Here is a 23,882-nt window from a genome sequence, read left to right on the forward strand (position 1 = left end):
GGAAAGCATGAAAGTTCTGATGAAAAACCCGAAGACGGGCGAGCTCAAGCGCATCAAGGTCGGCTGGAGCTGGGTCCTGTTCTTCTTCTCCACCGTCTTCGGCATCCCGCTGTTCCTGCGCCGCCTCTATGTCTGGGGCATCCTGATCAACGTGATCAACTTCTCCTACAGCATCACCGAGAGCGTGACGGACCTCGCGCCGAAGGAGGTGGGGACGCTCGTCCTCATGGTCTGCCTCCTCGATCTCGGCCTCTCGATCTTCTTCGCCATCAAGGGCAACGACCATGCGGAGCGAGGGATGATCTCTCGCATCTTCGCAAGCGTTGCCGCCGTCGCCATCCTGGCGATGGCGGCGCCTTCCAGCCAAGCACTGGCGGAAGAGCCGGATTGCGATGCTCCGGACTATCGCCCCGCCGATTTGCGCAAGCCCATGCGCTTCTTCTCCCCGCCGAATGCGATCTGCAGCGGCAATGCCGTCGAGCGCTCAGACCTCGCCGTCGGCATGATCACGCCTGACACGCCGCAGGCCTTCGCCGCCTTTGCCCGCGACAATCCCGATGGCGGCATGCTGCGGTTCGTCTCGCCCGGCGGGGATCTTGCCTCCGCCGCCAAGCTGGGCGAGCTGATCCGCAAGGCCGGCTTCGGCACCAGCCTCGGGGAGATCTGCGTCGGCGCCTGCGCCTATGCCATCCTCGGCGGCGTGAAGCGCTACATGATCACGCAAGATCCTGGCGCCGAGGACCAGGGAGACCAATACGACCGCTTCGAGGGCGCCACCGGCACCCGCCTCGGCGTGCATCAGTTCTCCTATTCGGGCACGACCGCCTATGCCCAGCAGATCATGGGGCGGCTGCTCGACTATACGCTGAGCATGGGCATCGATCCCCGCTTCCTGGCGATATCGGCCAAGACGCCGGAGGGCGCGCCTCACTGGCTCACGGCGGACGAGATGCGCGCCTGGAACGTCGACAACACGGCGCGCCGCTATGCGCCCCTCAGCCTGCAGGCTGCCGGTGGCATGGGCACCGAGATCGGCGCCACTGCCGAAGTGGCCACGAGCCGCTTCGACGATACCACCCGCCTGCGCCTGTTCTGCCGCAAGAGCCGAAAGGGCCCGCTCGTGGCCTTGGTGTTCCAGCCGGGCTCGCGCGACTCTACGCTCGGGCAGAAGACCAGCCGGGCGGACGATGTGCTGAGGATGCTGGAAAACCTCGACATGGAGGTGCGGTTCGAGCGCGGCGGCACGCTCAAGGTCTCAGCGCGCGTGCTCGACATCAAGCCGTCCCCCACCGCCGAGGCGCCGTTCCAGCTCATCGCAATCCTGGAGCTCTCTGGCTTGTCGTTCCAGGATCTGGAGGCCGTGGTCGCGGTCTCCTTCCTGGATGCCGGCGATCTCTCCCGCGCCGACTGGTCGATCCAGGACGCCCTGCGCTTCCGCGTCTTCGGAGACAGACGCTTGATCCACCTCGCCATGGCCAACTGTATGGAGTGAGTTCCGCTCCATCGGGAGAAACACAGACATGATTGCCGCACTCATGGCGCCCGCGCTCGCCGCAATGCCTGTCGCCTGGATCATCAAGAGCGGTGTCGATGGACAATCCCGCCGTCCCTATTCCATCGCCTTGTTACCGACCCCGGAGGCTGTCATTCGATGACACCGTCGCTGCTGAAGATTGGGATCACATGTCATCGTCCGGCCAAGCGAGGGGGCGCCACCTAGGCAGTGTCCCCATAAATTTGCGTGGTCGGGCTTGTCGTGATTCAAGCTCCCGAACGGGGAGCTTGAGAGATGCGCCGCCACGAGTTGACCGACGAGGAATGGGCAATCATCGCCCCGCTGCTGCCGAACAAGGTGCGGGGTGTGGCGCGGGTGGATGACCGCCGGGTGATCAACGGCATCCTCTGGCGCTTCCGCACCGGAGCGCCGTGGCGGGATGTGCCAGAACGCTATGGTCCGCGCACAACCCTCTACAACCGCTTCGTGCGCTGGCGGGCCGCCGGGGTCTGGGACCGGCTGTTGGAAGCGGTCTCGAAAGCCTATGACGGCGACATCGTGATGATCGACAGCTCCTGCGTCCGGGTGCACCAGCACGGCGCCGCGATCAAAAAGGGGGCGAAGGCGGCACCGACGATCGTTGCATGGGACGCTCCCGGGGTGGCCTGACCACCAAAATCCACGCGTTGGTCGATGCTGAAGGCAGGCCCATCCATCTTGCTCTGACCGCCGGACAGGCGGGCGATGCACCGGCGGGGCGCGAGCTGCTGGCCCGGCTTGCTCCAGGCGGCATCCTTCTCGCCGACAAAGCTTACGACACCGACGCCATCCGCGCCGAGACGGCGCAACGCGGCACGTTCGCCAATGTCCCGCCACGCGTCATCCGCAAGCGCACCTTCGCCTTCTGCCCGTGGCTCTACCGGCAGAGAAACCAGATCGAGCGCTTCTTCAATCGGATCAAGCAGATGCGCGGCCTCGCCACGCGCTACGACAGGCGACCCGACAACTTCCTCGCAGCCCTCAAGCTCGCAGCCGTCCGCATCTGGATCAATGCGTTATGAGTCCGCCACCTAGGTGGCGAGATATGGCTTTGAGGAAAGCGCACCGTCAGTGCCGTCGCGAACCCTAAGCTTTCGCTTCTTGATCCCGCAGCGCTGTGTTGGATGGCTCTTAAGGGGTAAGCCAAGGCTGGGGTTGGCTCATAAATGGAACTTCTTACACGATGTAAATGTTGCATCACGCTGGAGTGGCGGAAGAAAAATCTGGAATTACGACGAGTAGATATCTTTATTGTTCCGAACAATTTTCTGAAAAAATAAGCCTAAATTTCAATGAAAATCTTGTAATTTCGGTGTTTGCGCTTATTTTGCGTAATAGGATGTTTGAACTTTCGGGTGCGTTTTGCTGTTATATAGATGGATTCTGGCGAAAATCTAGCAGACACGCGCTTGCGCCAGCCCTTGCATACCGAATTTTCCTAATTCTGTTGCCGTCTTCCGAAATCGGACGTGCGGCAGAGCGGTGCTGCGTGGATCGCCATCGAAAGAAGCGATGTCGTATCCACAGGAGCAAGAAATATATCCAAAGTATTAGAGGGTTTATCATGCGTTATATCGGTGGGGTTGCAGGCGAGGGTGTACTGAGATGCGATGGACAGGAAATAGGCCGAGCGACCTATGACTTCGACAGCTTCTTCAATGCACCCGTCGGCATCACCAGTTCCGGGGAGATCCGGCTTTCGCCGGTAGCCCTGCGTGGGGTGTTCGGTCGTCGGGTGGTTCAACTACTGACCGACGACGGGCGCCTGCTGACCCTGACCTTTTCCGATAAGGAGCTGCGTCTGGAGAGCGATGCAGCCCATGTGGACGTCACCGGCGACATTCCGTCCGCTGCGCCGAACCGGCGTCACTGACCACTGCGGCTGGCGCATCGCGCCAAACGAATGAACATGTCCGGTCTCAGATCGTCCCGATCTCAGCGGCACGGTCGAGGAGACGATCATGGCAATCGAGCAGGCGTGCGTGCGCGTGGTTCGCAAGCCATGGGGCAGCACTGACCTGCTGCCGTGGCGCACCATCGCCCCCCTCGATGGGGCTGTCGGCGAACTCTGGTTCGAGCGTGCCGATCCCACGGCGCCGGAGACCGCGCTGCTTATGAAACTGCTGTTCACCACGCAGCCCCTGTCGATCCAGGTTCATCCCGATGATGCGTTCGCGCGTACCCTCGGCCAGGAACACGGTAAGAGCGAAGCCTGGTACATCCTGTCCGCCCAGCCGGGCGCGCAGGTGGCGGTCGGCCTGAACGGCCCGCTGACGCCCTCGCAATTGCGCACCGCGATCGAAGATCGCTCCATCGCCGAGCGCGTCCAATGGCGCGACGTGCTCAAGGGCGACGTGGTCTGTGTCCCCGCCGGCACCATCCATGCGATCGGAGCCGGCCTCGTCATCGCCGAAATCCAGCAGCGCAGCGACGTGACCTTTCGCCTTTTCGACTACGGCCGCTCACGGGAGCTGCATGCGGAGCAGGCCGTCGCCGCGACCCACATGGCGCCCCTTGGCCCGCAAGCCGCGCCGCGCGCGCTCGGCAACGGCCGGACCCTGCTCGCCGCCACGCCTCATTTCGTCATCGAACGGCTTGATCTCGCCCCCAGCGTGGCTTGGTCGCTCGACGCGCCACACGAGACCTGGATGCTGATGCTCGAAGGCAGTGCCTGCATGGCCGGCCTCGATGTGACGGTCGGCGGTGCGATCTTCTTGCAGGGGGAATGCGCGCCCGTCAGGGCCGGCGGGCGTGGTGCGAAAGCGCTGGTGGCTTATGCCGCCGATGTGCCGCATCCCGACCTGCTGGCTGCGGGCGAGCTGCCGGTCGTGCCTACGCGGGCGGCTGGTTTCGCCGCCCCGACCCAACTTTTCCCCTCACGAGCGGACTCATCCTTCCGCGCTTCGGAGATGCGACCGTGACCCAAGTCAAACACGTTGCCTTCATCGGCAATTCCCTGCCGCGCCGTTGTGGCATCGCCACCTTCACCACCGATCTTCAGCACGCCATCGCCGCCGCGCCCGCGCAGATTACCACGTCCATTGTCGCCATGAACGACCATGGCCAAGCTTATGATTATCCGTCCAGCGTGATGGTGCAAATCAGTGACGACCGCATTGAAGACTATATCCGTGCGGCGGAGACGTTGAACCGCGCCAAGATCGATGTTGTCAGTTTGCAGCACGAATTCGGCATCTTCGGAGGGGAAGCGGGCGCCTATATCGTGGCATTGCTGTCGCGCCTGAACATGCCCATCGTGACCACGCTTCATACGGTGCTTGCGGAACCCAACGCCGCGCAGCGTCGGGTGATGGAGCGGATCGTCAACGTCTCATCGAAGCTCGTCGTCATGGCCGAGAAGGGGCGCGAGCTTCTGCTCACCGTTTATCGCGTGCCGGCGGAGAAGATCGAAGTCATCCCCCATGGGATTCCCGACTTTCCCTTCATCACGCCCGCCGCGGCAAAGGCGAGACGCGGCTTCACGGGCCATTCGGTCATCCTCACGTTCGGCCTCCTGTCCCCCAATAAGGGGATCGAGGTGATGATCGATGCCATGCCGGCGGTTCTCAAGCAGCGGCCGGATGCGGTTTATGTGGTGCTTGGCGCGACCCATCCCAATCTGGTTCGCACGCAAGGCGAAGCCTATCGCGAAAGCCTGGTGGCACGGGCGCGGGCCCTCGGAGTCGAGGGGCACGTGGTGTTTCTCGATCAGTTCGTGGACCAGCCGACCCTGCTCGACTTCATCTCCATGTGCGACGTCTATGTGACGCCGTACCTGAACGAGGCGCAGATGACCTCGGGCACCTTGGCCTACAGCTTCGGCCTCGGCCGGGCGGTGGTCTCCACACCCTATTGGCATGCGCGCGAGCTTCTGGCGGCAGGGCGGGGTGCACTCGTGCCGTTCGGCGATTCCACTGCCATCGGTGCGGAAATCGCCGATCTTCTGACCGATGACAGGCGGCGTGAGGCCATGCGCCAGCGCGCCTATGCGAGCAGCCGTTCCATGACCTGGGAGCGCACTGCCGAACGCTACATCGCCGCCTTCGAGGGTGCCCGGCGCGGATATCGCCTCGGCGTTATCGCCCGTCGTACGCATGGTGCGCCGGCGCGCGTGCGCCCACCCCTTCCCAATCTTCAGCTCAGCCATTTCCTGTCCATGTGCGACGATACCGGCCTCTACCAGCACGCCGTGCATTCGGTGCCCGACAGGTCCCACGGCTATTGCGTGGACGATAACGCGCGCGCTCTCCTGCTGGCCTGCGCCCTCAACGCCCCGGGCGAAGCGCCCTTGCCGGAGGTGCTGACGAGCCGCTTTGCCGCATTCGTGCAGCACGCCTGGAATCCGGATGTGGCGCGCTTCCGCAATTTCATGAGCTTCGACCGCCGCTGGCTGGAAGACCGAGGCTCCGAAGATAGCCACGGGCGGACCCTATGGGCGCTCGGCACCTGCGCGCGCCTGGACGACAATGCCTCCCGCCGGCGCTGGGCGGCCGATCTGTTCGCGGTGGCGCTCGGTACCGTCGAAGGCTTTTCCTCCCCGCGCGCCTGGGCGTTCACGCTGCTGGGCCTGGATGCGTATTGCGCCGCATATGAGGACGATGCGAAGGCCCGACGCATGCGGCTGCTGCTGGCCGACAGGCTGATGGCGTTGATGGCAGCGGTGGAAACCAAGGACTGGGTGTGGTTCGAGGAAGGGCTTTCCTACGACAATGCCCGCTTGCCGCAAGCTCTGATCCTCACGGGCGTGTCCAGCGGCACGCCGGACTATGTGGAGGCGGGCTTGCGGGCGCTTCGCTGGCTGGTGACGCTCCAGACCGCAACGACCGGCGTGTTCCGCCCCGTGGGAACCGAGGGGTTCGCGAATGTGCGGGCGCTGCCGGAAGCCTTCGACCAGCAGCCGGTCGAGGCAGCCGCAGCCATCTCCGCGTGCCTCACGGCATGGGATGCGGATGGCGACCCGACATGGCGGGATGAGGCCGAGCGGGCCTTCGCATGGTTCTTCGGCAGCAACGATCTTTCCGCGTCGCTCGTCGATATCGAAACGGGCAGTTGCCGCGACGGCCTGCATCGCGACCGGCCGAATGAGAACCGCGGCGGAGAATCCGTCGTGTCGTTTGCGCTGAGCGTGATAGAGATGCGCCAGCTTGCCCAGCTGCGCGGCGAGCAAACACAGGCAGCCTCGTTTCGCGCCCTGAGCGCCTGATCGCCCAAAGCGAACCATCAACAGAACCGAGGCCGCCGTGTCCCACCCCATGTTTTTGAACCGGCAGGCGCTCTACCTGCTGCCGGACCCCGCACGCGTGGTTGTACGCCCCTTCAAGCCGGCGACCGAGCCGCGCGACTTCAACCCCACCGACAAGACGCGCGCCAATCATATCGTGGACCGGGTGCTCGCCCTCGATCCGGAGACCGCGGAGAGCCAGCTCACCGACGTGCTGGAGAACTTCCAGGGCCGGCACCGTAACCTGCTGGCGACATTCGAGGCCCGGGCCGATGAAATGGAAGAGGCGCTCGCAGCGCACGACATCTTCACGACCACCCAGCGGCGCCTGGTCGGAGCCTATTTTCTTCACGAATATTCCTTCGAAGCCTCGGCTTTGTTCAATCCGAGCATCGTTGCCCACCCCGACCAATCGGGGGCACCGGAAGGCGGACGACGCTTCATCCTCAGCTTGCGCGCGGTTGGGGAAGGACACATTTCCTCCCTCACATTCCGATCGGGAACCATCGCCGCCGATGGCAGCGTCAGCATCGATCCGACCGTGCGCCTTGCCTCCACCCCGACCATCCGCGCGCGGATGCCCGGTCCCGATGGTGAGCATGTGGAGGTGATCTTTGGCCCGGAGGAGGACATCAGTGAGCGGGTGATCTTCCCCGTTACGCAATCCCAGTCCAACGGGATCGAGGATGCGCGTTTCGTCGAATTCGAGGACGAGGGGCAGCGAATTTTCTATGCGACCTATACGGCCTACAGCGGCAAGGCAATCCGTTCGGAACTGCTGAAAACCTCGGATTTCGTCTCGTTCCACCTCACCCCTCTGCGGGGGAGCGCGTCACACAACAAGGGTATGGCGCTCTTCCCGCGCAAGATCGACGGCCAGTACGCCATGATCGGGCGACAGGACAATGAGAATCTGTATCTCATCAAGTCCGATGACCTCTGCACGTGGGATGGCGGGCAATTGATCTTGAAGCCGAAGTTTCCTTGGGAATTCGTCCAGATCGGCAATTGCGGATCGCCGATCGAGCTCGACGAGGGCTGGCTGCTCCTAACCCATGGGGTCGGCCCAGTTCGCAAATACGCCATCGGCGCGGTGTTGCTCGACAAAGCCGATCCCACCAAGGTGCTGGCACGCTCGTGCGAGCCCCTGGTACGGCCGGAGCCTTCCGAACGGGAGGGCTATGTGCCGAATGTCGTCTATACGTGCGGGGCGATGCGGCACAAGGACCAGATCATCCTGCCTTATGCGGTCTCGGACACGTTCTCGAATTTCGCGACCATCAAGATCGCGGACCTCATGCACCTGATGGAGGAGTGAAGTCCTGCGCGGGCGAGCTTTTAGAAATCCGCCGCCGACAAGCGATAATGGCTCTGGCGGCGCCTGGAATAGGCGCTGCTGGCGACCTTCTGGATGTGCACGCGATTGCCGTCAAATACCCGCAGCAGGGAGGCTTCATCCTCCTGCACGTCGGACTTGATCCGGCGAAGCGCGCCAGTTTCCATCTGGAAGGCGACTTCGAATGCGCCGTCATAGCCCCAGAAGCAGACACAGTTCCGCGCCATATCGAGGCAGCGGCTCACGTTCGGGAAATTAAGCGCCATTGTCGCTTCCACTCACGGTCAGAGCTCGCCGAGAGTGCGGCATCACAGCGTTTGGTCACGGTCCCTCATCAGCGCTGCATCGAGATCGTTCTGGCTGACCGGGACAATCTGGCCAGGCCTGTGCAACGCAGAGTCGGCAGGCAGGTGCAGGTTGGTCGCCACAAGCCGATAGGCGGCATGGGAAACGCCCGAAAGCTGCTCGTTTTCAGTTTCCACTATGTAGTCCCCGGCGGCCTGAAGACCGTCAATGCCGCGCACTTCGAACGGCTGAGAAAATGATATCGTCTTCTGCTTCATGAATGAAGTCATCGCATCTTTTCCCAAAACAATTTACCTAGCCTAAAATGGGGTAAAATTCAGTTAATGTAAGATGTCAGAAAAATAATAGTTTATTTCAGATTCAGGTTCGAATTTTGTCTGGATAAGAAAGTGGAGCCGACTTCGTGCGATCTTGAGAATTTCCCACGCACGTGGCCTTGCGCGGAACCATCTTGTGGAGGGCGTCTGGCACTGCTTGCGACGGCATGCCAGCACGCAGTGTCCAAGCCTCGCCGAGACGCCGTTCCAGCTCATTACCGTTCTGGAGGTCTCAGGGGTGTCGTTGTTCCAAGAGCTGGAAGCCGTGGTCGCGGTTTCCTTCCAGGACGCCCTGCGCTTCCGCGTCTTCGGAGACCGACGCTTGATCCACCTCGCCATGGCGAACCGCACCGAGTGAGTTCCCGCTAGTCCGGACGCCTGACCCCATGGAGCAAGGTGGCTGTATCCGGGATAAAGGGATAGGAGCGTTCTTCAGATGCAAGGCAAGAAGCTGCAATTGCCGACGATCCAATGGCCTCTTCGCATCATCGATTTTGAGGCGAGTTCGTTGGAGGATGGCGGATATCCCATCGAGGTGGGCGTTGCCGTCTGGCCGGCACCCGAGGAGCCCATCCAAGTGTGGTCGGCGCTTATCCGGCCGACGCAGGCTTGGACCGACTTCGGCCATTGGAGCGAACTGTCACAAGAGGTGCATGGCATCGACCCGGCCGAGCTTGCCACAGCCGAGCCTCCGATGGCTATCGCCAGGACCCCGAACACGCTGATCGGCAGTGGGCAGGTCTGGTGCGATGGTGGGCCCTTCGACGCTTATTGGATGGATGCCCTGTTCGACGCAGCAGGCATAAAGCCGAGCTTCACGCTTCACAGCTGGGATGGTCTGCTTCGCGAACTTGGCGATGAAGTTAGCGAGGGGATACGGGATAAGCTGGAACACGCCGAAGTGCGGCACCGGGCCGGGGAGGATGCCGCTGCTGATGGAGGTGCTTGCGGCTGGGGTGAAGCATGGGGCGCTGACCGGCATGGGGCCACGGATCTGGACAGCAAGTAGCGCAGCGCAAATGAGTCGGTTTGACCCATACGTGCCCCTCGACTGCCCTTTCAGGGACGTCCGCTTTGCGCCCCCATCTCGGTCATTGATCTGGCAACGGTCGCGGCCCGAGAGCGGACATCAGCGAGTGGGGGCACGTCGGCACCTTTGCGCCGTTTCTGTTGAAAAACTCCACGAGCCGATTCTGATAGAAATATTCGTTCTTATCGTGCGCAATTTACGCAACAATAATTCCTGCTGGATGGCGACTGCGTAACTAATTTGCGCAAAAATCACCTCGAAGTACTTGCTGGAAATTTCTTCAACGGAATCCGCCAAGAATTGACGTAGATCTCAACACCGAATGCGGACCGCCAGTTTGTGCTTGCCGGTGGGCACTCCAACTGTTGAAGTTCTAAGCTTACATCTGTGCTTCTTGCATCGTCCGTTTCAGGACGCGCTCGTCGGAGATCAGTATCGCTTCTGGATTGCCGATGTTGACGTAGCGGATGACATCTGACCCCGCAAGGAGGCCTGTGTAGGCCGTCGTCCACTGATCCTGGTTGAGGCCTCCTGCCTCAATACAACGCTCCTTCAAGCGCGGAAGCCAATCGGTTCGTTCGTTCGGCGGGTTGATGTCGTGATTTGCCTCGAGATGGATTTCGGCGACACGATCCTCGGGGATCAGCCCTTGTGCTCCAAGACTACGAACGATGTCACTCGCGAGCTGCATTCGTAGCGCGCCGCCCACAATGTTGGTCCAGGCCGCAGACCTGCCGTTTGCGTTCATAGCATTGCCGAACGAGATGGCGCGCAACATTAGCCGAACGAGGAAGATCGCCGCATCCCGCGAGCGGATTGGTAGGACCGTCCCTAGGACTGCTATTGCTCCGCATCGCAGGAAACCGTTCGCGACGGTGGCGTGTGAGCGATCAAACGGATGGGTATCGCAGGCGCTCAAAATCACGATAGGCGGCGGCCGCATTTTCCCGGCCAGGCCCCACACATCGACGACCTTCCCACCAATATTGAGCCCGCCAACGTTAGGATTGTCGGTATGGGTACCGTGACTATCGACGATTAGGATCGGACCTCTGTAGGCATTCACAACAGCAACAAATTCGTCGGTCGACTTTGGTGTGGCAGAGATTCCGGTCAGCTTGGCTTCAGCAGCGTCAGGAAGGACCTCAAGCGCCCGCCGCACATGATGCGCAATGCCGTCGCCATCCTCGAACATTGATACGACGAGGTATTTTTTGAAATCGTCCGCAGGAATGTAGATGGGAGGGACATGGCGCAGCTGTTCGATCAGCAAGTTACCCGGAGTGGTCCCGATGCGTGAGACGTCGCGGGCTATCCCAAGCGGGAGATCGTCGAGCGGCAGCCACTCTAGGGGAGCCTCTCCAATTATCTTGATGCCGGAGTTCGATTGCCTGAGCAGGTCCATGTGCTCACGGGGGAAGGTTTCAGCGAGCGCATTTTGTACGGCCCGAAAGACGCGGGAGGCTTTGACGGGAGGCGGGTTTTCATGGTGACGAAGAAAGCGCGCCAATTGGCCGATGACGCCAGTGGAGCGATTGATTCGACCAGGAAGTCGAAGGGTTGCCGCAGCGGTGGACGCGGCGCGAACCCCAACCGCGTAGGTCGTGATGCGAAGTTCTCCTCCACGGAGACCGAAAATGGGCCCGATCTCGTTGATGGACTGTTTGTCTTGTAACGGGAATTGAATCGTGTACCCGCGCTGGCGTTCGAGCGCCTTGAATGCGCGCATGCTTGACTTCGGTAGCTTCGCCCTCCCAATAACCTCTCCCACTTCGACATGCATCGAGGGTGCCAGAAGAATAAGGTCCGGCCGTGGCGGGTTCAGCAGGTAGATTTGGCGGTCATTCTCTCGCTGGTGTAAATTGAATACTTCGCTAGCCGATTCCGTGATGCCGTCGACATAGTCCTGCTCAGGTGAGACCTCTAGCTTGCCATCTTCTCTTTCCGTGATGAGGCCTACCGATCGAAGGACCATCTCGTTGGGTAGCGTCACGTTGTGGGAGTGATGGTGCAGCCCGGATGGCTTCATTTCCCAAGGTCGCCAAGCGTCAATGATCGATAGCCTTTCGGTGATGTCGAGCCGGCGGTTTGCTTCCTTCGCTTGACGTAGCGCGGTGCGACAGTGTTGCTGCAAACGCTCCACGGTCAGTTGATGCGGAGGAATTGCACCCCCGATTTTATGGCCGCTGAGGTGCAATGGACGGACACGCAGACCTCTCCGCCAGGTCGCGACACGGCGAGCTATTTCGGGCTCTCCTGTAATGACGACCATGAACGGCCGATCTGGCGTCGGCCGCCCGTGATCGAGTAGATTTTCAATGGTCACAGGCGACCAATGCAAGGCACCTTGGCCCGCCCGCCGTCTCGCAAGTCGGTCCGCCGGATCCATGGCGAGTTCGGAAATGTCGCTAGGGAAGGCTGGCACGCCGACAAGATATGGCGCTACGTGAAAAAGGCCTGGAGCGAAGCCTTGAAATGGCGACACTTTTGTCGACTCCCAAGACGGGATCGCCAATATGTAAAAGATCTCCTCGATCATATCCGCCATGCGCCTCGTGAATTGAAAATATGTAAAACTAAAAATGTGCTTTTAGATATAATTGTCTTACCTGTTATAAAGACGCGCTCCCGATGATTATGACCTATTTTCCGGTCTTGTTAATATTGGTTCTATTGTGCGTCAGCACCCATTCAACCCGTGCATCCGCTAAGGACGATCCGGCAGCAGCTGTTTGACGACGTGACGCTTGACCGCCATGGTTTCCTCGGTGAATCTACTCATCAGCAAAATCGGCCCAGCGAGCCATGCCGTCGTTCAGAATTCGTGCGGACCTCCGCAAGGTATCGTAGACCCACCGCGCGGCCTGACATGGCTTCCTCGGCGACCTCTATCCGTCGTCCTTAAACAGAGATGAGTTGGGGTCATGCTCTACGTCCTCGGCGATGCCGATCGCGTCCGGGAAAAGGTCGAAGCCGCACTCTTTCGCCATGATCTGGCGGGGCTGACAGCATTCTCACAGACCATGACGGGTGCCATCGCTACTCTCGTGCGGGAAATGGGCGAACGATTAGGCGCCCAGACGGTAATGGCGGGAGGTGATGACGTCCTGTTTACAGTAGACGCTGATAGGTTCGATGCTGATGTTCTAACACGCTTCGCAGCAGCCTTTGCCTCGGCGACAGGCTGTTCGATCTCATTCGGGATCGGCGTGACTCCAGACGCGGCGTATCTGAACCTCCGTCGAGCCAAGGCCGCGGGAGGGCGCGTCGTCAGCCAGGATTCCCTCGGATGACCCGCTTGGTCGTCCTTGTCGACTCAGAGCGCCCAGACGCCTACGTCAACAGCGTAGCATACAATTTGCGCTCGGGGGCGGTCGAGCAGGTATCATTTATCCACGTTTACGGCTTCCCGGGCGACTCGAACTCCCAAGCACCCTCGGATCTTTCGTCCCGCGTCTTGGGCCTTGTACTGGAGCGTCTGCGTGGGTTGGCATCGCGCGCTGAATACCTGGCCGAGGATGGGTCGACGATCCCGCTGGACGAGCGGAACGGCTCGCTCCCTGCGCAGGACGTGAAGGCCTTTTACGGCCCCGCTGTTGCACGCTCGGTGAGCTATGACAATGAAGAGGTGCACTACCGCAATCTTCGAAGCTACCTTCGCGCGATCCGCCGAAATAGTCGTGACTACCTAGTTGACGTCACATCGTGCAGGAAGCGCTTCATTGGCGACTTTGTCGCATTAGGCCTAGTGGACGACATGCAGGGTCTGCAAACCTTCGACGTGCTCGCTCGTGTCGACTTCGATAAACCGTGGCACTCTCTGCTCCACGAGTTGGTGGACCAGCCCCCCCGAAATTCGCGTACGTGGACATTCTCGAGACCCACATCATCCGTGACTGCGCACGGGCAGTCGGGTTGCGCGCGCCGCGCTTCGGCTTGGCATGGATGTTTGCCGCCGGGTTTATAGGCCTTGGAATCGGTCTCAACTGGTGGTTCGGGCTCGATAGCGATACTGCAAAATGGGTGAACGTGGTCGCGCAATTCGCGACTTTTGCGGCGCTTCTCTTCGTATTTTTTCCGCCCTGACGTTGCCCCCAGTTTTTATCCAGCGTTGAGTTCGTTTCCGGCAGTTTTGGAGCCCCTTGGGGCAGGTGCAGCGACGGGCTCTGGCGCTGCGCTTGTCGCATAGCGCGGCGCCAGGGCCCGGCGCGGGGTGAAGGTCGAGGCGAAGGCCGTAGGCGTTTGCCATCCAAGCTGCGAGTGAGGGCGCGCGGTGTTGTAGTCGGTGCGCCAGATGGCCAGAGCGGTTCGTGCCTGCGGCAGGGACGAGAAGAGCGTCTCGTTGAGCAGTTCGTCGCGGAGGCGGCCGTTGAAGCTTTCGATGAAGCCGTTCTGCATCGGCTTGCCGGGCGCGATGTAGTGCCAGTCGACGCGGGCCTGATCCGCCCATGCGAGGATGGCGTTGCTGGTGAGTTCGCTGCCGTTGTCGCTGACGATCATCCTTGGCCGACCGCGCTCGGCGATCACCCGATCGAGTTCGCGTGCGACCCGAAGGCCCGACAGCGAGGTGTCGGCGACCAGCGCCAGGTTCTCGCGCGTGCAGTCATCCACGATGGCCAGGATCCGGAAGCGACGGCCATCCGTGAACTGGTCGGAGACGAAGTCGAGTGACCAGCGCTCGTTCGGCCCGAGGGGGACCAGCATCGGGGCCCTTGTGCCGATCGCCCGTTTACGACCGCCACGCCGGCGCACGGCTAGCTTCTCCCCCCGATACAGGCGGAAGAGCCGCTTGTGGTTCACGACATGGCCTTCGCGTTTGAGCAAGACATGCAGGCGCCGATAGCCAAAGCGCCGCCGCTCCCGGGCGATCTCTGTCATCCGCTCGCGAAGAGCGCGATCGTCAGGGCGCGCGGATTGGTATCGAACGGTCATGCGGCAGCAGCCGATGGCTTTACACGCCCGCCGTTCACTCATCGCGTGATGCGCCACGAGATGGGCGACGGCCTTCCGCTCGGCAGCGGGCGTCACCACTTCTTTCCCAGCAGGTCCTTCAGCGCGACGTTGTCCAGCATCGCATCGGCCAGCATCCGCTTGAGCTTGGCGTTCTCATCCTCCAGCGACCGCAGGCGCCGGGCCTCGGACACGTCCATCCCGCCAAACTTCGCTTTCCATTTGTAGATGCTGGCGTCGCTCACACCGTGCTTGCGGCACAGATCCGCGACCGAGACCCCGGATTCCTGTTCCTTCAAGATCGCGATGATCTGCTTCTGTATTCGGTCCGGTGTCGTCAACCCCGATGATGGCACGCCGCGGGTTCTTTGCTTCTGTCCGTGGTCGAGGATCGCCACATGATGGTGTTCGATGGAATGATCGGTTCAAGCTCTTCGGCGTGATCGGCCGCGTCAGCGGCTGCAACGACAGATCATGCGAACTCAATCATCCCACGCCCCGCGACGGGCGTTCAGGGAACCACAGCCGGGTCAATCACGCTGCGGCAGCAGTCCATCGGAATTCCGTGCCGCTCCGCCACATGCTGTGAAGAACGACCGCCATCTTGCGAGCCAGAGCGACCTTCGCCCGCTTGCTTCCCTGACGCTGAGCGATGCGCACCGCCCATGCCTTCATCGGTGACCAGCGGGTGCTCGGTCGCAGGATGACGTTGGCGGCCTCGAACAGCGCAGTTCGCGTCTCCCCGTCACCTACTTTGGTGATCCGTCCGGTCCGATCGATCTCGCCCGATTGATATCGCCGAGGTGTGAGCCCGAGATAAGCCCCGACGGACCGCGAGCGGGCGAAACGCTCGGGCGCATCGATCGTTGCTCTGAATGTCAGAGCGGAAACCGGCCCGATCCCGGGCATGGTCATCAAAAGGCGGCAGACCGGGTCATTCCGGACCACCTGAACGACCAGGCGGTGAAGGCGCTGGTATTCCTGCATCAATGCGTCCCGGGCTGCCAACAGGGGAGCCATCACCTCAGCCAGGATGGCGTTGTTTCCAACCAGATCTCGGACACGGGAGGCAAATCCGGCCCGCGACACGATGCCAACCTTCAAGCCGAAGGGACGGAGCAATCCGCGAAGTGTCTGCTCCGACGCGGCAATGGAGCGGATCAGGTGCTTGCGCGCCGCCACCAACGTTCGCGCATGCTGGCTGCCGATACTCTTCACGTGCACGACCTTGTACCAGCCTGCCCTGACCACCTGGGCAATGCCGCGTGCGTCGTTCCGATCAGTCTTGACCGGCATTGCCGACAACGCCGCCTTCACCTGCCGCGCCTCCAGGCTGATGGCGGGAAAACCAAGCTCCGCCAAACCCGTAGTCAGCCATTCCGACATCGGCCCAGCCTCAAGCCCAATCTTCGCAATCTGATCCCGCCAGGGCTGGAGACACTGCGAGATGGCGGACGCCTCCGACGCCACGCTCGCCTCCTTCAGGATTTGACCTTCCCGGTCGATGACACAGACGGCTACCGAGTTCAGAGAGACATCAAGACCGACGTACACCATGGGGACCTCCCGGCGCTGGGTTCGGGCCCCGATCGTCCTCTTCGCCGCGAAAGGCCGCAAACGGGTCAGGAGATCAGGACCGAATACCCCATCTCTTCCGAGAAGCGGCTGCGCTTCATGTTCTGGTCCTCTCAGTGGGCCAGAACGAACTTCAAACCGGATCAACCCCGAGGGGCAACGTCAAACCAGAAGAAGCTGCGCCGGCTGTATCGGGAAGAGAGGCTTCAGGTCCGTCGGCGCGGGGGACGCAAGCGAGCGCTCGGCACGAGGCGTCCCATCCTGGTGCCGGATCGGATCAACGACCGCTGGAGCCTCGACTTCGTGTCGGATGCCTTCACGGACGGTCGGCGCTTCCGGGTGCTGGCCGTGGTCGACGACTTCAGCCGGGAGTGCTTGGCGCTGGTTGCCGATACCTCGCTCTCGGGCCTTCGGGTGACGCGCGAACTCGACGCGCTGCTCGCCATCCGGGGCAGGCCTGCGACCATCGTTTCCGACAACGGCACCGAACTGACCTCGATGGCGGTCCTCAAATGGTGCCAGCAGACCGGTGTCGAATGGCACTACATCGCTCCCGGCAAGCCGATGCAGAACGGCTTCGTGGAGAGCTTCAACGGCCGGTTCCGGGACGAGTGCCTGAACGAGACCCTGTTCTCGAGCCTGGGCCAAGCCCGTGCCGCCATCGCCACATGGAAGGAGGACTACAACCTGAACCGCCCTCATTCAGCTCTCGGCAATCGATCCCCAGCCGAGTTCGCCGCAACAATCCCACTGGAAACCCAGGCCGCCTGCGGCCACAAATCAACCTGCGGACTCTCGCCTAAGCCGGTGGAAAAAAAGGGTCGCACGCCACTGATCACATGACCCAATATGCCCTGAAGGCGGTTGGGACCAGGCTTTCCTCTGACTCGCTCTTGCTGCTGCCTCGTGAGCAAAATGGCGGGCGGGACACGACGGCTCGGGGCTATGATGAGGCTTGCCGTCGCGACGGAGGAGCCAGCTTAATGCGGATAGAAGTAAACCGTTGTTAGCTGTCGCCTCTTAATAGAGCAGTTTTGATGAGGTTTTTGAAGGTTACGTGCAAGACTATAACAAGAATTCTGTATTTTTATTTTAAAAAAACTTTGATTTATCTACAAGAATTTGCTATTTCGTACTATTTTTGTCCATTGATGATCGTCGTGGCCATATATGACTTCAAATCCTGCTCGCTGGTAGCGGCGCATTTCTTCCACTGAGCGACTAAACCGATCTGTATCCCACGTGTTGCGTGGAATGGTCCCCTGATCGAGATTTTCGCGCATGCTCGCCGCATCCGAAGCCAGAAGGAAAGGGCCGTCGCGGTCGAGTGTCACCAAGGCGCCGATGCTTCCCGGCGTATGGCCGGGAAGTGGGATAAGGACGATGCGGCCATCGCCGAAAACATCATATTCCCCATCGATTTCGGTGAATGGCGGCCCGCCTGCCCAATCGGCCTTGAAATAACCCGCGCGCTCGACCTCTTCCTGCCGGGCCGCTTCGAGCTCGCATCGATGGCAGATCTGGGTGGCCGATCCGAAGAACCCGTTGCACCCGCAATGGTCCGGGTGCAGATGCGAGTTGACGACAACGTCGATGTCTCCCGGCGTTATCCCCATATGCTCCAGGGCCTGAACCACGTTGACGGACGCCTCGGATATCACGCGCATCATTTTCGCCATGCCACCGATGCGGGAGACAGGACCCGTCACGAGCTCAGGATGACATCCGGTATCGAACAGGACGTTGCCTTGCGGATGCTGGATCAGGAAGCACGAAACGGGGAGTGTGATCAATTCGCCGGGCGCGGCATCCTCGAAATAAACACTTCGTCTCATCTGCAAAGTGCCCCCGGAGATCGCGGTCATCTTCATGCTGTGCCTATAACTCTAGCGTTGACTGGGGTGCATCGAAGCCGAGCGGGCTATGAGTCTTCCGAATCGCACAAGACTTCGCGGCGGTAGCGGACCGGGCTGGTGCCCGTCCATTGCCGGAATGCACGGGTGAATGCGCGCGTCTCGGAATAGCCGACCGATAGCGCGATGTCGCCGATGGATGCATTGCCCCGCAGCAGCTTTCGCAGCGCGGTGTCCCTGCGAATATTCTCCTTGATGCCGCGATAGGACGATGATTCCTCCCGCAGTCTTCGGCGCAAGGTTTGCTCTGTCATATGCAGATGCACGGCCACTTCGGAAAAAGCAGGAAATTGCATCCCTTCGCCATATTCCGATACGAGCAGCGATCTGATCCTGCGCGTATAGCTCTGGTCCAGGTTGGGCATCGTCATGAAATTCAGCGGCGCGCACGCCAGGAATTCCTCAAGCTCCTTGTTGCTCCTGATGACCGGCAACTTCAGGTGCTCGCGAGGGACCGAGATGCAGGTCGATTCTGCGTTGAAATAGTGACGGCACGGGAAGAGGTACTTGAATTCCTCAAGATAATTGGACGGGCATTCATAGGTGAACGCCGCCCAGTTCAGCGGAACGGGGGAGCCGCAGGCCCACCCCAGGAAGCGATGCCATATGACGAGCCAGAATTCGATGAAGTAATGCGCGGGGTCGAGGTCCTCCCGCTTCATGGTCACGTTGAAGATCACCTCGTCCGGCGTGCGCTCCAGGCGCATCACAATGTCGTCCGTGATGAGATTGTAGAAGCGCACGCCGAGCTCGAACATCTCCTCGACTGAGACGCACTGCAGGACGAGGCGCGCCATCATTTCGAACACGCCGCGTTTGACCCGCATCTGTGTAAATCCCATGAACTCGTCGTCGAGTTCATTCCAGATGCAGCGCACAAGGCTTGCCATCTGCTGGGTCGTGCCGCGGCCGAGCGGAGCGAGAACGACGGCGGGAACGTTTGCGCGATCAAGAAGGGTCTGCGTGCGAACGCCCTTTGCCCGGGCGCCTCGCAGACACTCCCTGAAATAATGCGATCCGATCGTGGCCATGTTTCGTACGCTCAGATTCGATCGTCAGGCCGTGGACAGCGAAGCGTGGTGGTCCACCTTCAATGAAATCTTCGCCGGGTACCGTTCGACGCCCGCAACGTCGAGGCGCATGCGATAGATGCAGCCGCCGACCTCCGGGTCGGTCCCGCCCGACGCCGAGACAATGTACAAAGACATGTTGTCGGCATCGCCGAAGCACAGGCTGGTGACCATTGGCGTCGGAAGCCAGATGCGATGGATTTCCATTCCCTTGGAATTATAGGCCACGACAAGGCCGGCTTGGAACATCGCCACCCACACGCTGCCGTCTTCCGCGACAGCAAGTCCATCGGGCATCCCTTCGGCCGTGGTGACGAAAACGCGCGGCGGGGAGAGCGATCCGTCATCGGCCACATCATATGCGTAGACGCAGTGTGCCAGGGAATCGGCATGATAGAGGCATGCTCCGTCCGCGGAGAATCCGAGGCCGTTCGAAAGGCGGATGCCCCGCGCCACCTCGCTCGCCGCGCCATCCAGCCCGATGAGATAAAGGCTTCCGCGCTTCTCCGTTTCGATCTGGCCGAGCATCGGAACGAAGCTCATGGAGCCGACATAAATGCGTCCACTCCGGTCGGTCACGAGATCATTGTAGCCTATCCGGCCGGCCGCCGGATCGTTCTGCATCAGGGCAACAGTGCCGCCATCCGGGATCGGTTTGAAGGCAACGGTTCTGCCCGAGACGACGACGCCGCCTGCGGCGTGGATGGCCATTCCGCCGATGCCGCGCCGATGCGGGATCAGGAGTTGGGGTACGCCTGTCTCATCCAGGCGCCACACGCCCCCGCGCTCCGCATCGGTGAAAAGCAAGCCGAGCGTCCGGTCGAAGATCGGCGCTTCGAGCAGCTTGTGCCCCCTGGAGATGATCTCAGGCTGCGACACGATGGCCGGCATTGGTGAATTCTCCCTCTAGCGCCCGGTGAACCGGGGCGGTCTTTTCTCTTTGAACGCATTGAGGGCCTCATCGCGGTCCAGGCTATTGGATACGGTCCGCTTGAGCTGCCCGAAGCGCTCATCGCTCATGCCCGGCGTGGCCGTGTGCGCGACGATGATTTCCTTCATGGCCCGCTGGGCCAGGGGTGCGCCGGTCGAAATGTCCGCGCGATAGTCGAGGAACGCATCTTCGGTCATGACGCGGGTGACGAGGCCACATCGTTCCGCCTCCTGTGCCGTCAGGCTCCGGCCAGTCAGGAATAGCTCGGTGGTCGCGGCGAGCCCTGTCCGACGGATGAAGCGCGCTATGCCCTCGCGCTCATAGACGACCGAGAGCTTGGCCGGCGGCATCCTGAAGGTCGAGAGCGGCGAGGAAAGCCGCAGATCGCAGCACAGGAACAGTTCGACGCCGCCGCCAACCACGAGGCCGTCGGCGAACGCCACCGTTACTGCCGGCAAGTGCTCCAGGCAGGTATAGAGTTCGTAGAGCGGTTCTGCCGGGTCGGCGGAAGCGTCTCTCATGTAGCCGATATCGAACCCCGCACAGAAAGCACCGTTCACGGTAGAGCGAAAGACGACCATATGGACGTTTTCACGAACCGCGCGCTTCAGCGCGGCCGTGATTTCACGCGCCATCGGCGGCGACAGGGCGTTTCGCTTCGACGGTCGGTTTAGGACGATATCCAGCACCGCGCCGTCTTCGGAATATTCGCACAATACCTCGCCCGGCGCGCTCAATTGCGCACTACTCTTCAACGCGGTCATCTCCGGCCTCTCGCCACGGCGAACCCCGCCGCCTCCCGGTCCCACGTGGCGGATGTGCGCCCGCGCTCCTTCAGCACATTGTGCTGGATCTTCTGCGTCCCGGTCTTGGGCAAGGAGCTAACGATCTCGACAAATCTCGGGACTGCGTAATATGCAAGCTTGCCCTCGCAGAATTCCAGCAGCCGTTCGGGAGATACGCTGTGTCCCGGCTGCGGCACGACGACGGCCATAACCTCTTCCTCTCCGACCTCCGAAGGGACGCCGATCACCGCAGATTCGAGCACCTCGGGGCAAGCGTCGAGCACCGCCTCCACTTCCCAGGCTGAGATGTTCTCGCCGCGACGGCGGATCGCGAGCTTGGCCCGGCCTCGGAAATAGAAGAACCCGTCCTCGTCCTGCTCGCCAAGATCACCGGAATGAAACCACCCGCCTTCATAGGCGCTTGCAGTGGCTTCCGGCAGATTGTGATAGGCGGTGGCCTGCCCGGCGGCATGTCGGAACCACAATTCCCCGCATCGTCCCGGAGGTAGCGGCTGCCCGGCTTCGTTCACCACCATGAACTCGGCTCCCGCCGCCGGCTTGCCGACCGAGCCGACTTTTCCGAAGGTATTCAGCAGGATGCCAGGTGCGTCGGACATGCCGTACCATTCCACGATCCTGACTGCGAACCGCTCTTCAAAATCCCGCCAGACGCCGGCGGGCGTGCCGACGGAGAGAAAGGTCCGCACCGGGTTGTCGCGGTCGTCGGGCTTCGCTTGCTGCTTCATCAGTATGGGAGCCATCGCGCCCAGCGTATTGACCTCGACGGCGTCGAACTTGCGGCAGTCATCCCAGAATTGCGAGGCGCTGAAGCGCTCGGCGAGCGCAAGCTTGGCATCCAGGCGGATCGAACCCAAGGCGGAAATCAGAAGGGCGTTGGCATGGAACAGCGGCAGGCAGGCATACATGGTTTCGCCCGGCCGCACGCCGATGGCCGACAGCAAGGGGCTGAGCAGCGGCTCGTACTTGGAGGCGACGATTCCCTTCGGCCGACCGGTGGTGCCCGAGGTGTAGAGCAGGCCGACGGCGCCCACCGGGGTGTCGACCTGCACGTCCGGCTCCGTGTCCGGGGCGTCCATAAGCGCGGCGAGATCGATGCTTTGCGAACTGGGGTTCTCGGCATTGACTGTGATCAGGAACCGCAGCTTATCGGCGCGCCCGCGTGCCTCCTGGATGAAGGGTTCCAGATCGGGATCGAAGGCGATGGCGGCGACGCCAGAATCCGCGAGCATATGTTCCAGCGCCGGGCCGCGTTGCCAGCGATTGAGCGGCACCACATCCGCGCCGATGAACAGAACGCCGAAATATAGCCACAGAAATTCCGGCGAATTGCTCGCCATCAACGCGACCTTGTCGCCCGGTCGCACACCAAGCCTCAACAGGCCATTCGCCGCGCGTTGCGAAAGCGAAAGGACTTCCTCCCAGCGGTATTGATCGTCCTTGAACTTCAACCACACTGCCGAAGGATGTTGGGACACCCGCTGCCGGATAAGCTGTTCGATCTCAGATTGTGCACGCATTGCGCCACCTTATCTAAATGCGCCGCAGACGGACGTCTTTGCGGCTTGCACACTTGGAAACGGGTACGTGGGGTGCTTCGGGCACTGTGGCCCGAAGCCTCCGGCCATTTCATTCCGTAAGTGAGAGATCCTCGCCTTCATAGGCGCCATCATGCGGCTTGCTGACCTTTATGAGGCCCCACATCTTGCTGTAATCCGCATTCACCGTCGTATGATCGTCCGCGCTATATTTCGGATCTTGGAAGACGATGCCGTAGCCGGGCGGCAGCGCACTGCGGGTCTCCAGGATTTCCTTCAGCGTATCGGGGTCCGTATTGCCCTTTTCCTTCAGAGCGGTCTCGAACGCCCATTTGGCCATATAGACCGCATCCATTGCGAGTGAGCTGTAGGGCAGATTGTTGATCGGCCCTTCCTTCTTCAGGTCTTCGATGATGGATTCCAGGCCGGGCCGTGGCGCGCCCGTCCAGGTGCCGATGCGATAGTTGACCGCGACGAACTGGTCCTGCACGGAGGAAGGGACCTGCTCGGTGAGGTCGCCGTAGAGCACCGCGGGCTCGCTCACCACCTTGGCCTTCCAGCCCAGGGTCTGCATGCCCGTCATGACGACGCGCACCCCTTCGCGCGCACCGCTGTCGAAGGCGATGATATCGGCACCCGCATCGCGCAGGCTTTGCAGTTGCGGCGCAAGGTCCTTCGCATCGACGCTGAACTGCTTATAGCCGGCGACCTCCATCCCGTATTTCTTCGAGAGGTCGGCGGCGAGCGTATCGCCGAGCGCAACCTGCGGGGGATTGGTGCTGACGAGAATGCCCACCTTCTTGCCGCCGAGCTTCTTCAGCGCGATGGCGACGGCCTCGGTCCGCTTGCTGGCGATGTCGGCAAGCTGGAAGCTGTAGGGGAACTTCTTCGTGTCGCCGATGATCGGGCTCGCGCCGCTGCTGACGGTCAGAACCTTCTGCTCGCTCGTGTAGGGAAGCACCGCGAGCACCAGGCCGCTGATGACCTCGGGATAGATGAAGTCCACCTTCTGGTCGCTCACCAGCTCCTTCGCCGCGAGAAGCGCGCGGCCGGGATTGCTGGCGTCATCGCGGACGATCAGCTCCACGGGGCGCGACATGATTCCACCGCTCGCGTTGATACGCTTCACCGCGACCCGCAGGCCCTGTTCGATGAACTGGCCATATTGGGAGAAGGCGCCGGTCTTCGCCAGAATCGCGCCGATGCGGAATGGCTCATCCTTCTTGGAGGCGGCGGCGGCCGGCATGGCGGCGAAAGAGAGCGATGCGAACAGCGTTGCGACGCAGGTGAACGTGGTGGCCAGCCGTTTGATCGGTATGCGACGTCTCCCTTGCGGAGCCGGGCGGGCGAGCAGCATG

Annotated in this window: 21 protein-coding genes and 1 pseudogene; 11 read left to right on the top strand and 11 right to left on the bottom strand. The window is 61.4% G+C overall.

From position 1 onward, the window contains the following. The first annotated feature begins 7 nt into the window (after positions 1 to 7). The 7 genes from V5F84_RS19310 (at position 8) to V5F84_RS19340 (ending at position 8,073) form a co-directional block, all read left to right on the top strand. Positions 8 to 1,492 carry a COG3904 family protein gene (locus V5F84_RS19310; RefSeq protein WP_394046777.1) on the top strand — a complete coding sequence of 495 codons (1,485 nt, stop codon included), beginning with the start codon at positions 8 to 10 and terminating at the stop codon, positions 1,490 to 1,492. Between the two features lie 28 nt (positions 1,493 to 1,520). Beyond that, on the top strand, positions 1,521 to 1,655 hold the full coding sequence (locus tag V5F84_RS19315) for a hypothetical protein (protein WP_394046779.1): 135 nt from the start codon (positions 1,521 to 1,523) through the stop codon (positions 1,653 to 1,655). 134 nt (positions 1,656 to 1,789) lie between these two features. Beyond that, positions 1,790 to 2,556 (top strand): IS5 family transposase gene (locus V5F84_RS19320; RefSeq protein ID WP_509277127.1). Its coding sequence is split into 2 segments (ribosomal slippage): positions 1,790 to 2,110 and positions 2,113 to 2,556, totalling 765 coding nucleotides; the frame shifts between segments, so codons are not numbered across the junction. A 542-nt stretch (positions 2,557 to 3,098) separates the two neighbouring features. Beyond that, on the top strand, positions 3,099 to 3,407 hold the full coding sequence (locus V5F84_RS19325; RefSeq protein WP_509277128.1) for a hypothetical protein: 309 nt from the start codon (positions 3,099 to 3,101) through the stop codon (positions 3,405 to 3,407). A gap of 88 nt (positions 3,408 to 3,495) precedes the next feature. Next, on the top strand, positions 3,496 to 4,455 hold the full coding sequence (locus V5F84_RS19330) for a class I mannose-6-phosphate isomerase (RefSeq protein WP_394042105.1): 960 nt from the start codon (positions 3,496 to 3,498) through the stop codon (positions 4,453 to 4,455). After that, the gene (locus V5F84_RS19335) at positions 4,452 to 6,737 is read left to right on the top strand and encodes a glycosyltransferase family 4 protein (RefSeq protein ID WP_394042122.1); all 2,286 of its coding nucleotides are present in this window, start codon (positions 4,452 to 4,454) and stop codon (positions 6,735 to 6,737) included. Before V5F84_RS19330 ends, V5F84_RS19335 begins: the two co-directional genes overlap by 4 nt. Positions 6,738 to 6,774: 37 nt before the next feature. Then, complete coding sequence (locus tag V5F84_RS19340) at positions 6,775 to 8,073, top strand: glycoside hydrolase family 130 protein (RefSeq protein WP_394042104.1); 1,299 nt, start codon at positions 6,775 to 6,777, stop codon at positions 8,071 to 8,073. 20 nt (positions 8,074 to 8,093) lie between these two features. Here V5F84_RS19340 and V5F84_RS19345 read toward each other — a convergent pair whose 3' ends face one another. Continuing rightward, positions 8,094 to 8,357: a DUF1488 family protein gene (locus tag V5F84_RS19345; RefSeq protein WP_394042103.1), complete on the bottom strand. Its 264-nt coding sequence runs from the start codon at positions 8,355 to 8,357 to the stop codon at positions 8,094 to 8,096. Between the two features lie 42 nt (positions 8,358 to 8,399). Continuing rightward, on the bottom strand, positions 8,400 to 8,654 hold the full coding sequence (locus V5F84_RS19350) for a hypothetical protein (protein ID WP_394042101.1): 255 nt from the start codon (positions 8,652 to 8,654) through the stop codon (positions 8,400 to 8,402). A gap of 496 nt (positions 8,655 to 9,150) precedes the next feature. Here V5F84_RS19350 and V5F84_RS19355 point away from each other — a divergent pair, with 496 nt between their 5' ends. After that, complete coding sequence (locus tag V5F84_RS19355) at positions 9,151 to 9,723, top strand: 3'-5' exonuclease (protein WP_394042100.1); 573 nt, start codon at positions 9,151 to 9,153, stop codon at positions 9,721 to 9,723. 400 nt (positions 9,724 to 10,123) lie between these two features. Here the strand turns inward: V5F84_RS19355 and V5F84_RS19360 are convergent, their stop codons facing one another. Next, positions 10,124 to 12,292 (bottom strand): hypothetical protein, encoded by a 2,169-nt coding sequence (locus V5F84_RS19360; protein ID WP_394042099.1) that lies wholly within the window; start codon positions 12,290 to 12,292, stop codon positions 10,124 to 10,126. Positions 12,293 to 12,668: 376 nt separating this feature from the next. Between V5F84_RS19360 and V5F84_RS19365 the strand changes: the two genes are divergently transcribed. After that, entirely contained in the window at positions 12,669 to 13,037 is a 369-nt protein-coding gene (locus tag V5F84_RS19365; protein WP_394042098.1) for a Cas10/Cmr2 second palm domain-containing protein, read from the top strand. 571 nt (positions 13,038 to 13,608) lie between these two features. Then, the gene (locus V5F84_RS19370) at positions 13,609 to 13,830 is read left to right on the top strand and encodes a hypothetical protein (RefSeq protein ID WP_394042097.1); all 222 of its coding nucleotides are present in this window, start codon (positions 13,609 to 13,611) and stop codon (positions 13,828 to 13,830) included. A gap of 15 nt (positions 13,831 to 13,845) precedes the next feature. On the opposite strand, the gene V5F84_RS19375 is transcribed toward V5F84_RS19370, so the two are convergent. Continuing rightward, a protein-coding gene (locus V5F84_RS19375) for an IS3 family transposase (protein WP_394042121.1) occupies positions 13,846 to 15,035 on the bottom strand; the annotation gives its coding sequence in 2 pieces (ribosomal slippage) (positions 13,846 to 14,786 and positions 14,786 to 15,035; 1,191 coding nt in all). Positions 15,036 to 15,228: 193 nt separating this feature from the next. Beyond that, the gene (locus tag V5F84_RS19380; RefSeq protein ID WP_394042096.1) at positions 15,229 to 16,251 is read right to left on the bottom strand and encodes an IS110 family RNA-guided transposase; all 1,023 of its coding nucleotides are present in this window, start codon (positions 16,249 to 16,251) and stop codon (positions 15,229 to 15,231) included. Positions 16,252 to 16,422: 171 nt separating this feature from the next. Here V5F84_RS19380 and V5F84_RS19385 point away from each other — a divergent pair. Further along, positions 16,423 to 17,112 (top strand): annotated as a pseudogene (locus tag V5F84_RS19385) (IS3 family transposase); the annotation flags it as partial. Between the two features lie 269 nt (positions 17,113 to 17,381). On the opposite strand, the gene V5F84_RS19390 reads toward V5F84_RS19385, so the two are convergent. From V5F84_RS19390 to V5F84_RS19415, 6 genes are all read right to left on the bottom strand, one after another. Next, on the bottom strand, positions 17,382 to 18,140 hold the full coding sequence (locus V5F84_RS19390; protein ID WP_394042094.1) for an N-acyl homoserine lactonase family protein: 759 nt from the start codon (positions 18,138 to 18,140) through the stop codon (positions 17,382 to 17,384). 50 nt (positions 18,141 to 18,190) lie between these two features. Then, positions 18,191 to 19,213 (bottom strand): AraC family transcriptional regulator, encoded by a 1,023-nt coding sequence (locus V5F84_RS19395; RefSeq protein WP_394042093.1) that lies wholly within the window; start codon positions 19,211 to 19,213, stop codon positions 18,191 to 18,193. A gap of 24 nt (positions 19,214 to 19,237) precedes the next feature. After that, positions 19,238 to 20,143: an SMP-30/gluconolactonase/LRE family protein gene (locus tag V5F84_RS19400; protein WP_394042092.1), complete on the bottom strand. Its 906-nt coding sequence runs from the start codon at positions 20,141 to 20,143 to the stop codon at positions 19,238 to 19,240. 15 nt (positions 20,144 to 20,158) lie between these two features. Next, complete coding sequence (locus tag V5F84_RS19405; RefSeq protein WP_394042091.1) at positions 20,159 to 20,947, bottom strand: enoyl-CoA hydratase/isomerase family protein; 789 nt, start codon at positions 20,945 to 20,947, stop codon at positions 20,159 to 20,161. Next, complete coding sequence (locus V5F84_RS19410; protein WP_394042090.1) at positions 20,944 to 22,506, bottom strand: AMP-binding protein; 1,563 nt, start codon at positions 22,504 to 22,506, stop codon at positions 20,944 to 20,946. The genes V5F84_RS19405 and V5F84_RS19410 overlap by 4 nt, the downstream gene beginning before the upstream one ends. Positions 22,507 to 22,615: 109 nt before the next feature. After that, positions 22,616 to 23,881 carry an ABC transporter substrate-binding protein gene (locus tag V5F84_RS19415; protein WP_394042089.1) on the bottom strand — a complete coding sequence of 422 codons (1,266 nt, stop codon included), beginning with the start codon at positions 23,879 to 23,881 and terminating at the stop codon, positions 22,616 to 22,618. Position 23,882: the final 1 nt, after the last annotated feature.

Source organism: Roseixanthobacter liquoris (assembly GCF_043195135.2).
Taxonomy (GTDB): domain Bacteria; phylum Pseudomonadota; class Alphaproteobacteria; order Rhizobiales; family Xanthobacteraceae; genus NCEH01.

Excerpts from the sequence above, each read along its gene's own strand:
- V5F84_RS19310 (WP_394046777.1), top strand. The coding sequence starts at position 8 with ATGAAAGTTCTGATGAAAAACCCGAAGACGGGCGAGCTCAAGCGCATC.
- V5F84_RS19315 (WP_394046779.1), top strand. The coding sequence starts at position 1,521 with ATGATTGCCGCACTCATGGCGCCCGCGCTCGCCGCAATGCCTGTCGCC.
- V5F84_RS19325 (WP_509277128.1), top strand. The coding sequence starts at position 3,099 with ATGCGTTATATCGGTGGGGTTGCAGGCGAGGGTGTACTGAGATGCGAT.
- V5F84_RS19330 (WP_394042105.1), top strand. The coding sequence starts at position 3,496 with ATGGCAATCGAGCAGGCGTGCGTGCGCGTGGTTCGCAAGCCATGGGGC.
- V5F84_RS19345 (WP_394042103.1), bottom strand. The coding sequence starts at position 8,357 with ATGGCGCTTAATTTCCCGAACGTGAGCCGCTGCCTCGATATGGCGCGG.
- V5F84_RS19350 (WP_394042101.1), bottom strand. The coding sequence starts at position 8,654 with ATGAAGCAGAAGACGATATCATTTTCTCAGCCGTTCGAAGTGCGCGGC.
- V5F84_RS19355 (WP_394042100.1), top strand. The coding sequence starts at position 9,151 with ATGCAAGGCAAGAAGCTGCAATTGCCGACGATCCAATGGCCTCTTCGC.
- V5F84_RS19360 (WP_394042099.1), bottom strand. The coding sequence starts at position 12,292 with ATGGCGGATATGATCGAGGAGATCTTTTACATATTGGCGATCCCGTCT.
- V5F84_RS19365 (WP_394042098.1), top strand. The coding sequence starts at position 12,669 with ATGCTCTACGTCCTCGGCGATGCCGATCGCGTCCGGGAAAAGGTCGAA.
- V5F84_RS19380 (WP_394042096.1), bottom strand. The coding sequence starts at position 16,251 with ATGGTGTACGTCGGTCTTGATGTCTCTCTGAACTCGGTAGCCGTCTGT.
- V5F84_RS19390 (WP_394042094.1), bottom strand. The coding sequence starts at position 18,140 with ATGAAGATGACCGCGATCTCCGGGGGCACTTTGCAGATGAGACGAAGT.
- V5F84_RS19395 (WP_394042093.1), bottom strand. The coding sequence starts at position 19,213 with ATGGCCACGATCGGATCGCATTATTTCAGGGAGTGTCTGCGAGGCGCC.
- V5F84_RS19400 (WP_394042092.1), bottom strand. The coding sequence starts at position 20,143 with ATGCCGGCCATCGTGTCGCAGCCTGAGATCATCTCCAGGGGGCACAAG.
- V5F84_RS19405 (WP_394042091.1), bottom strand. The coding sequence starts at position 20,947 with ATGACCGCGTTGAAGAGTAGTGCGCAATTGAGCGCGCCGGGCGAGGTA.
- V5F84_RS19410 (WP_394042090.1), bottom strand. The coding sequence starts at position 22,506 with ATGCGTGCACAATCTGAGATCGAACAGCTTATCCGGCAGCGGGTGTCC.
- V5F84_RS19415 (WP_394042089.1), bottom strand. The coding sequence starts at position 23,881 with ATGCTGCTCGCCCGCCCGGCTCCGCAAGGGAGACGTCGCATACCGATC.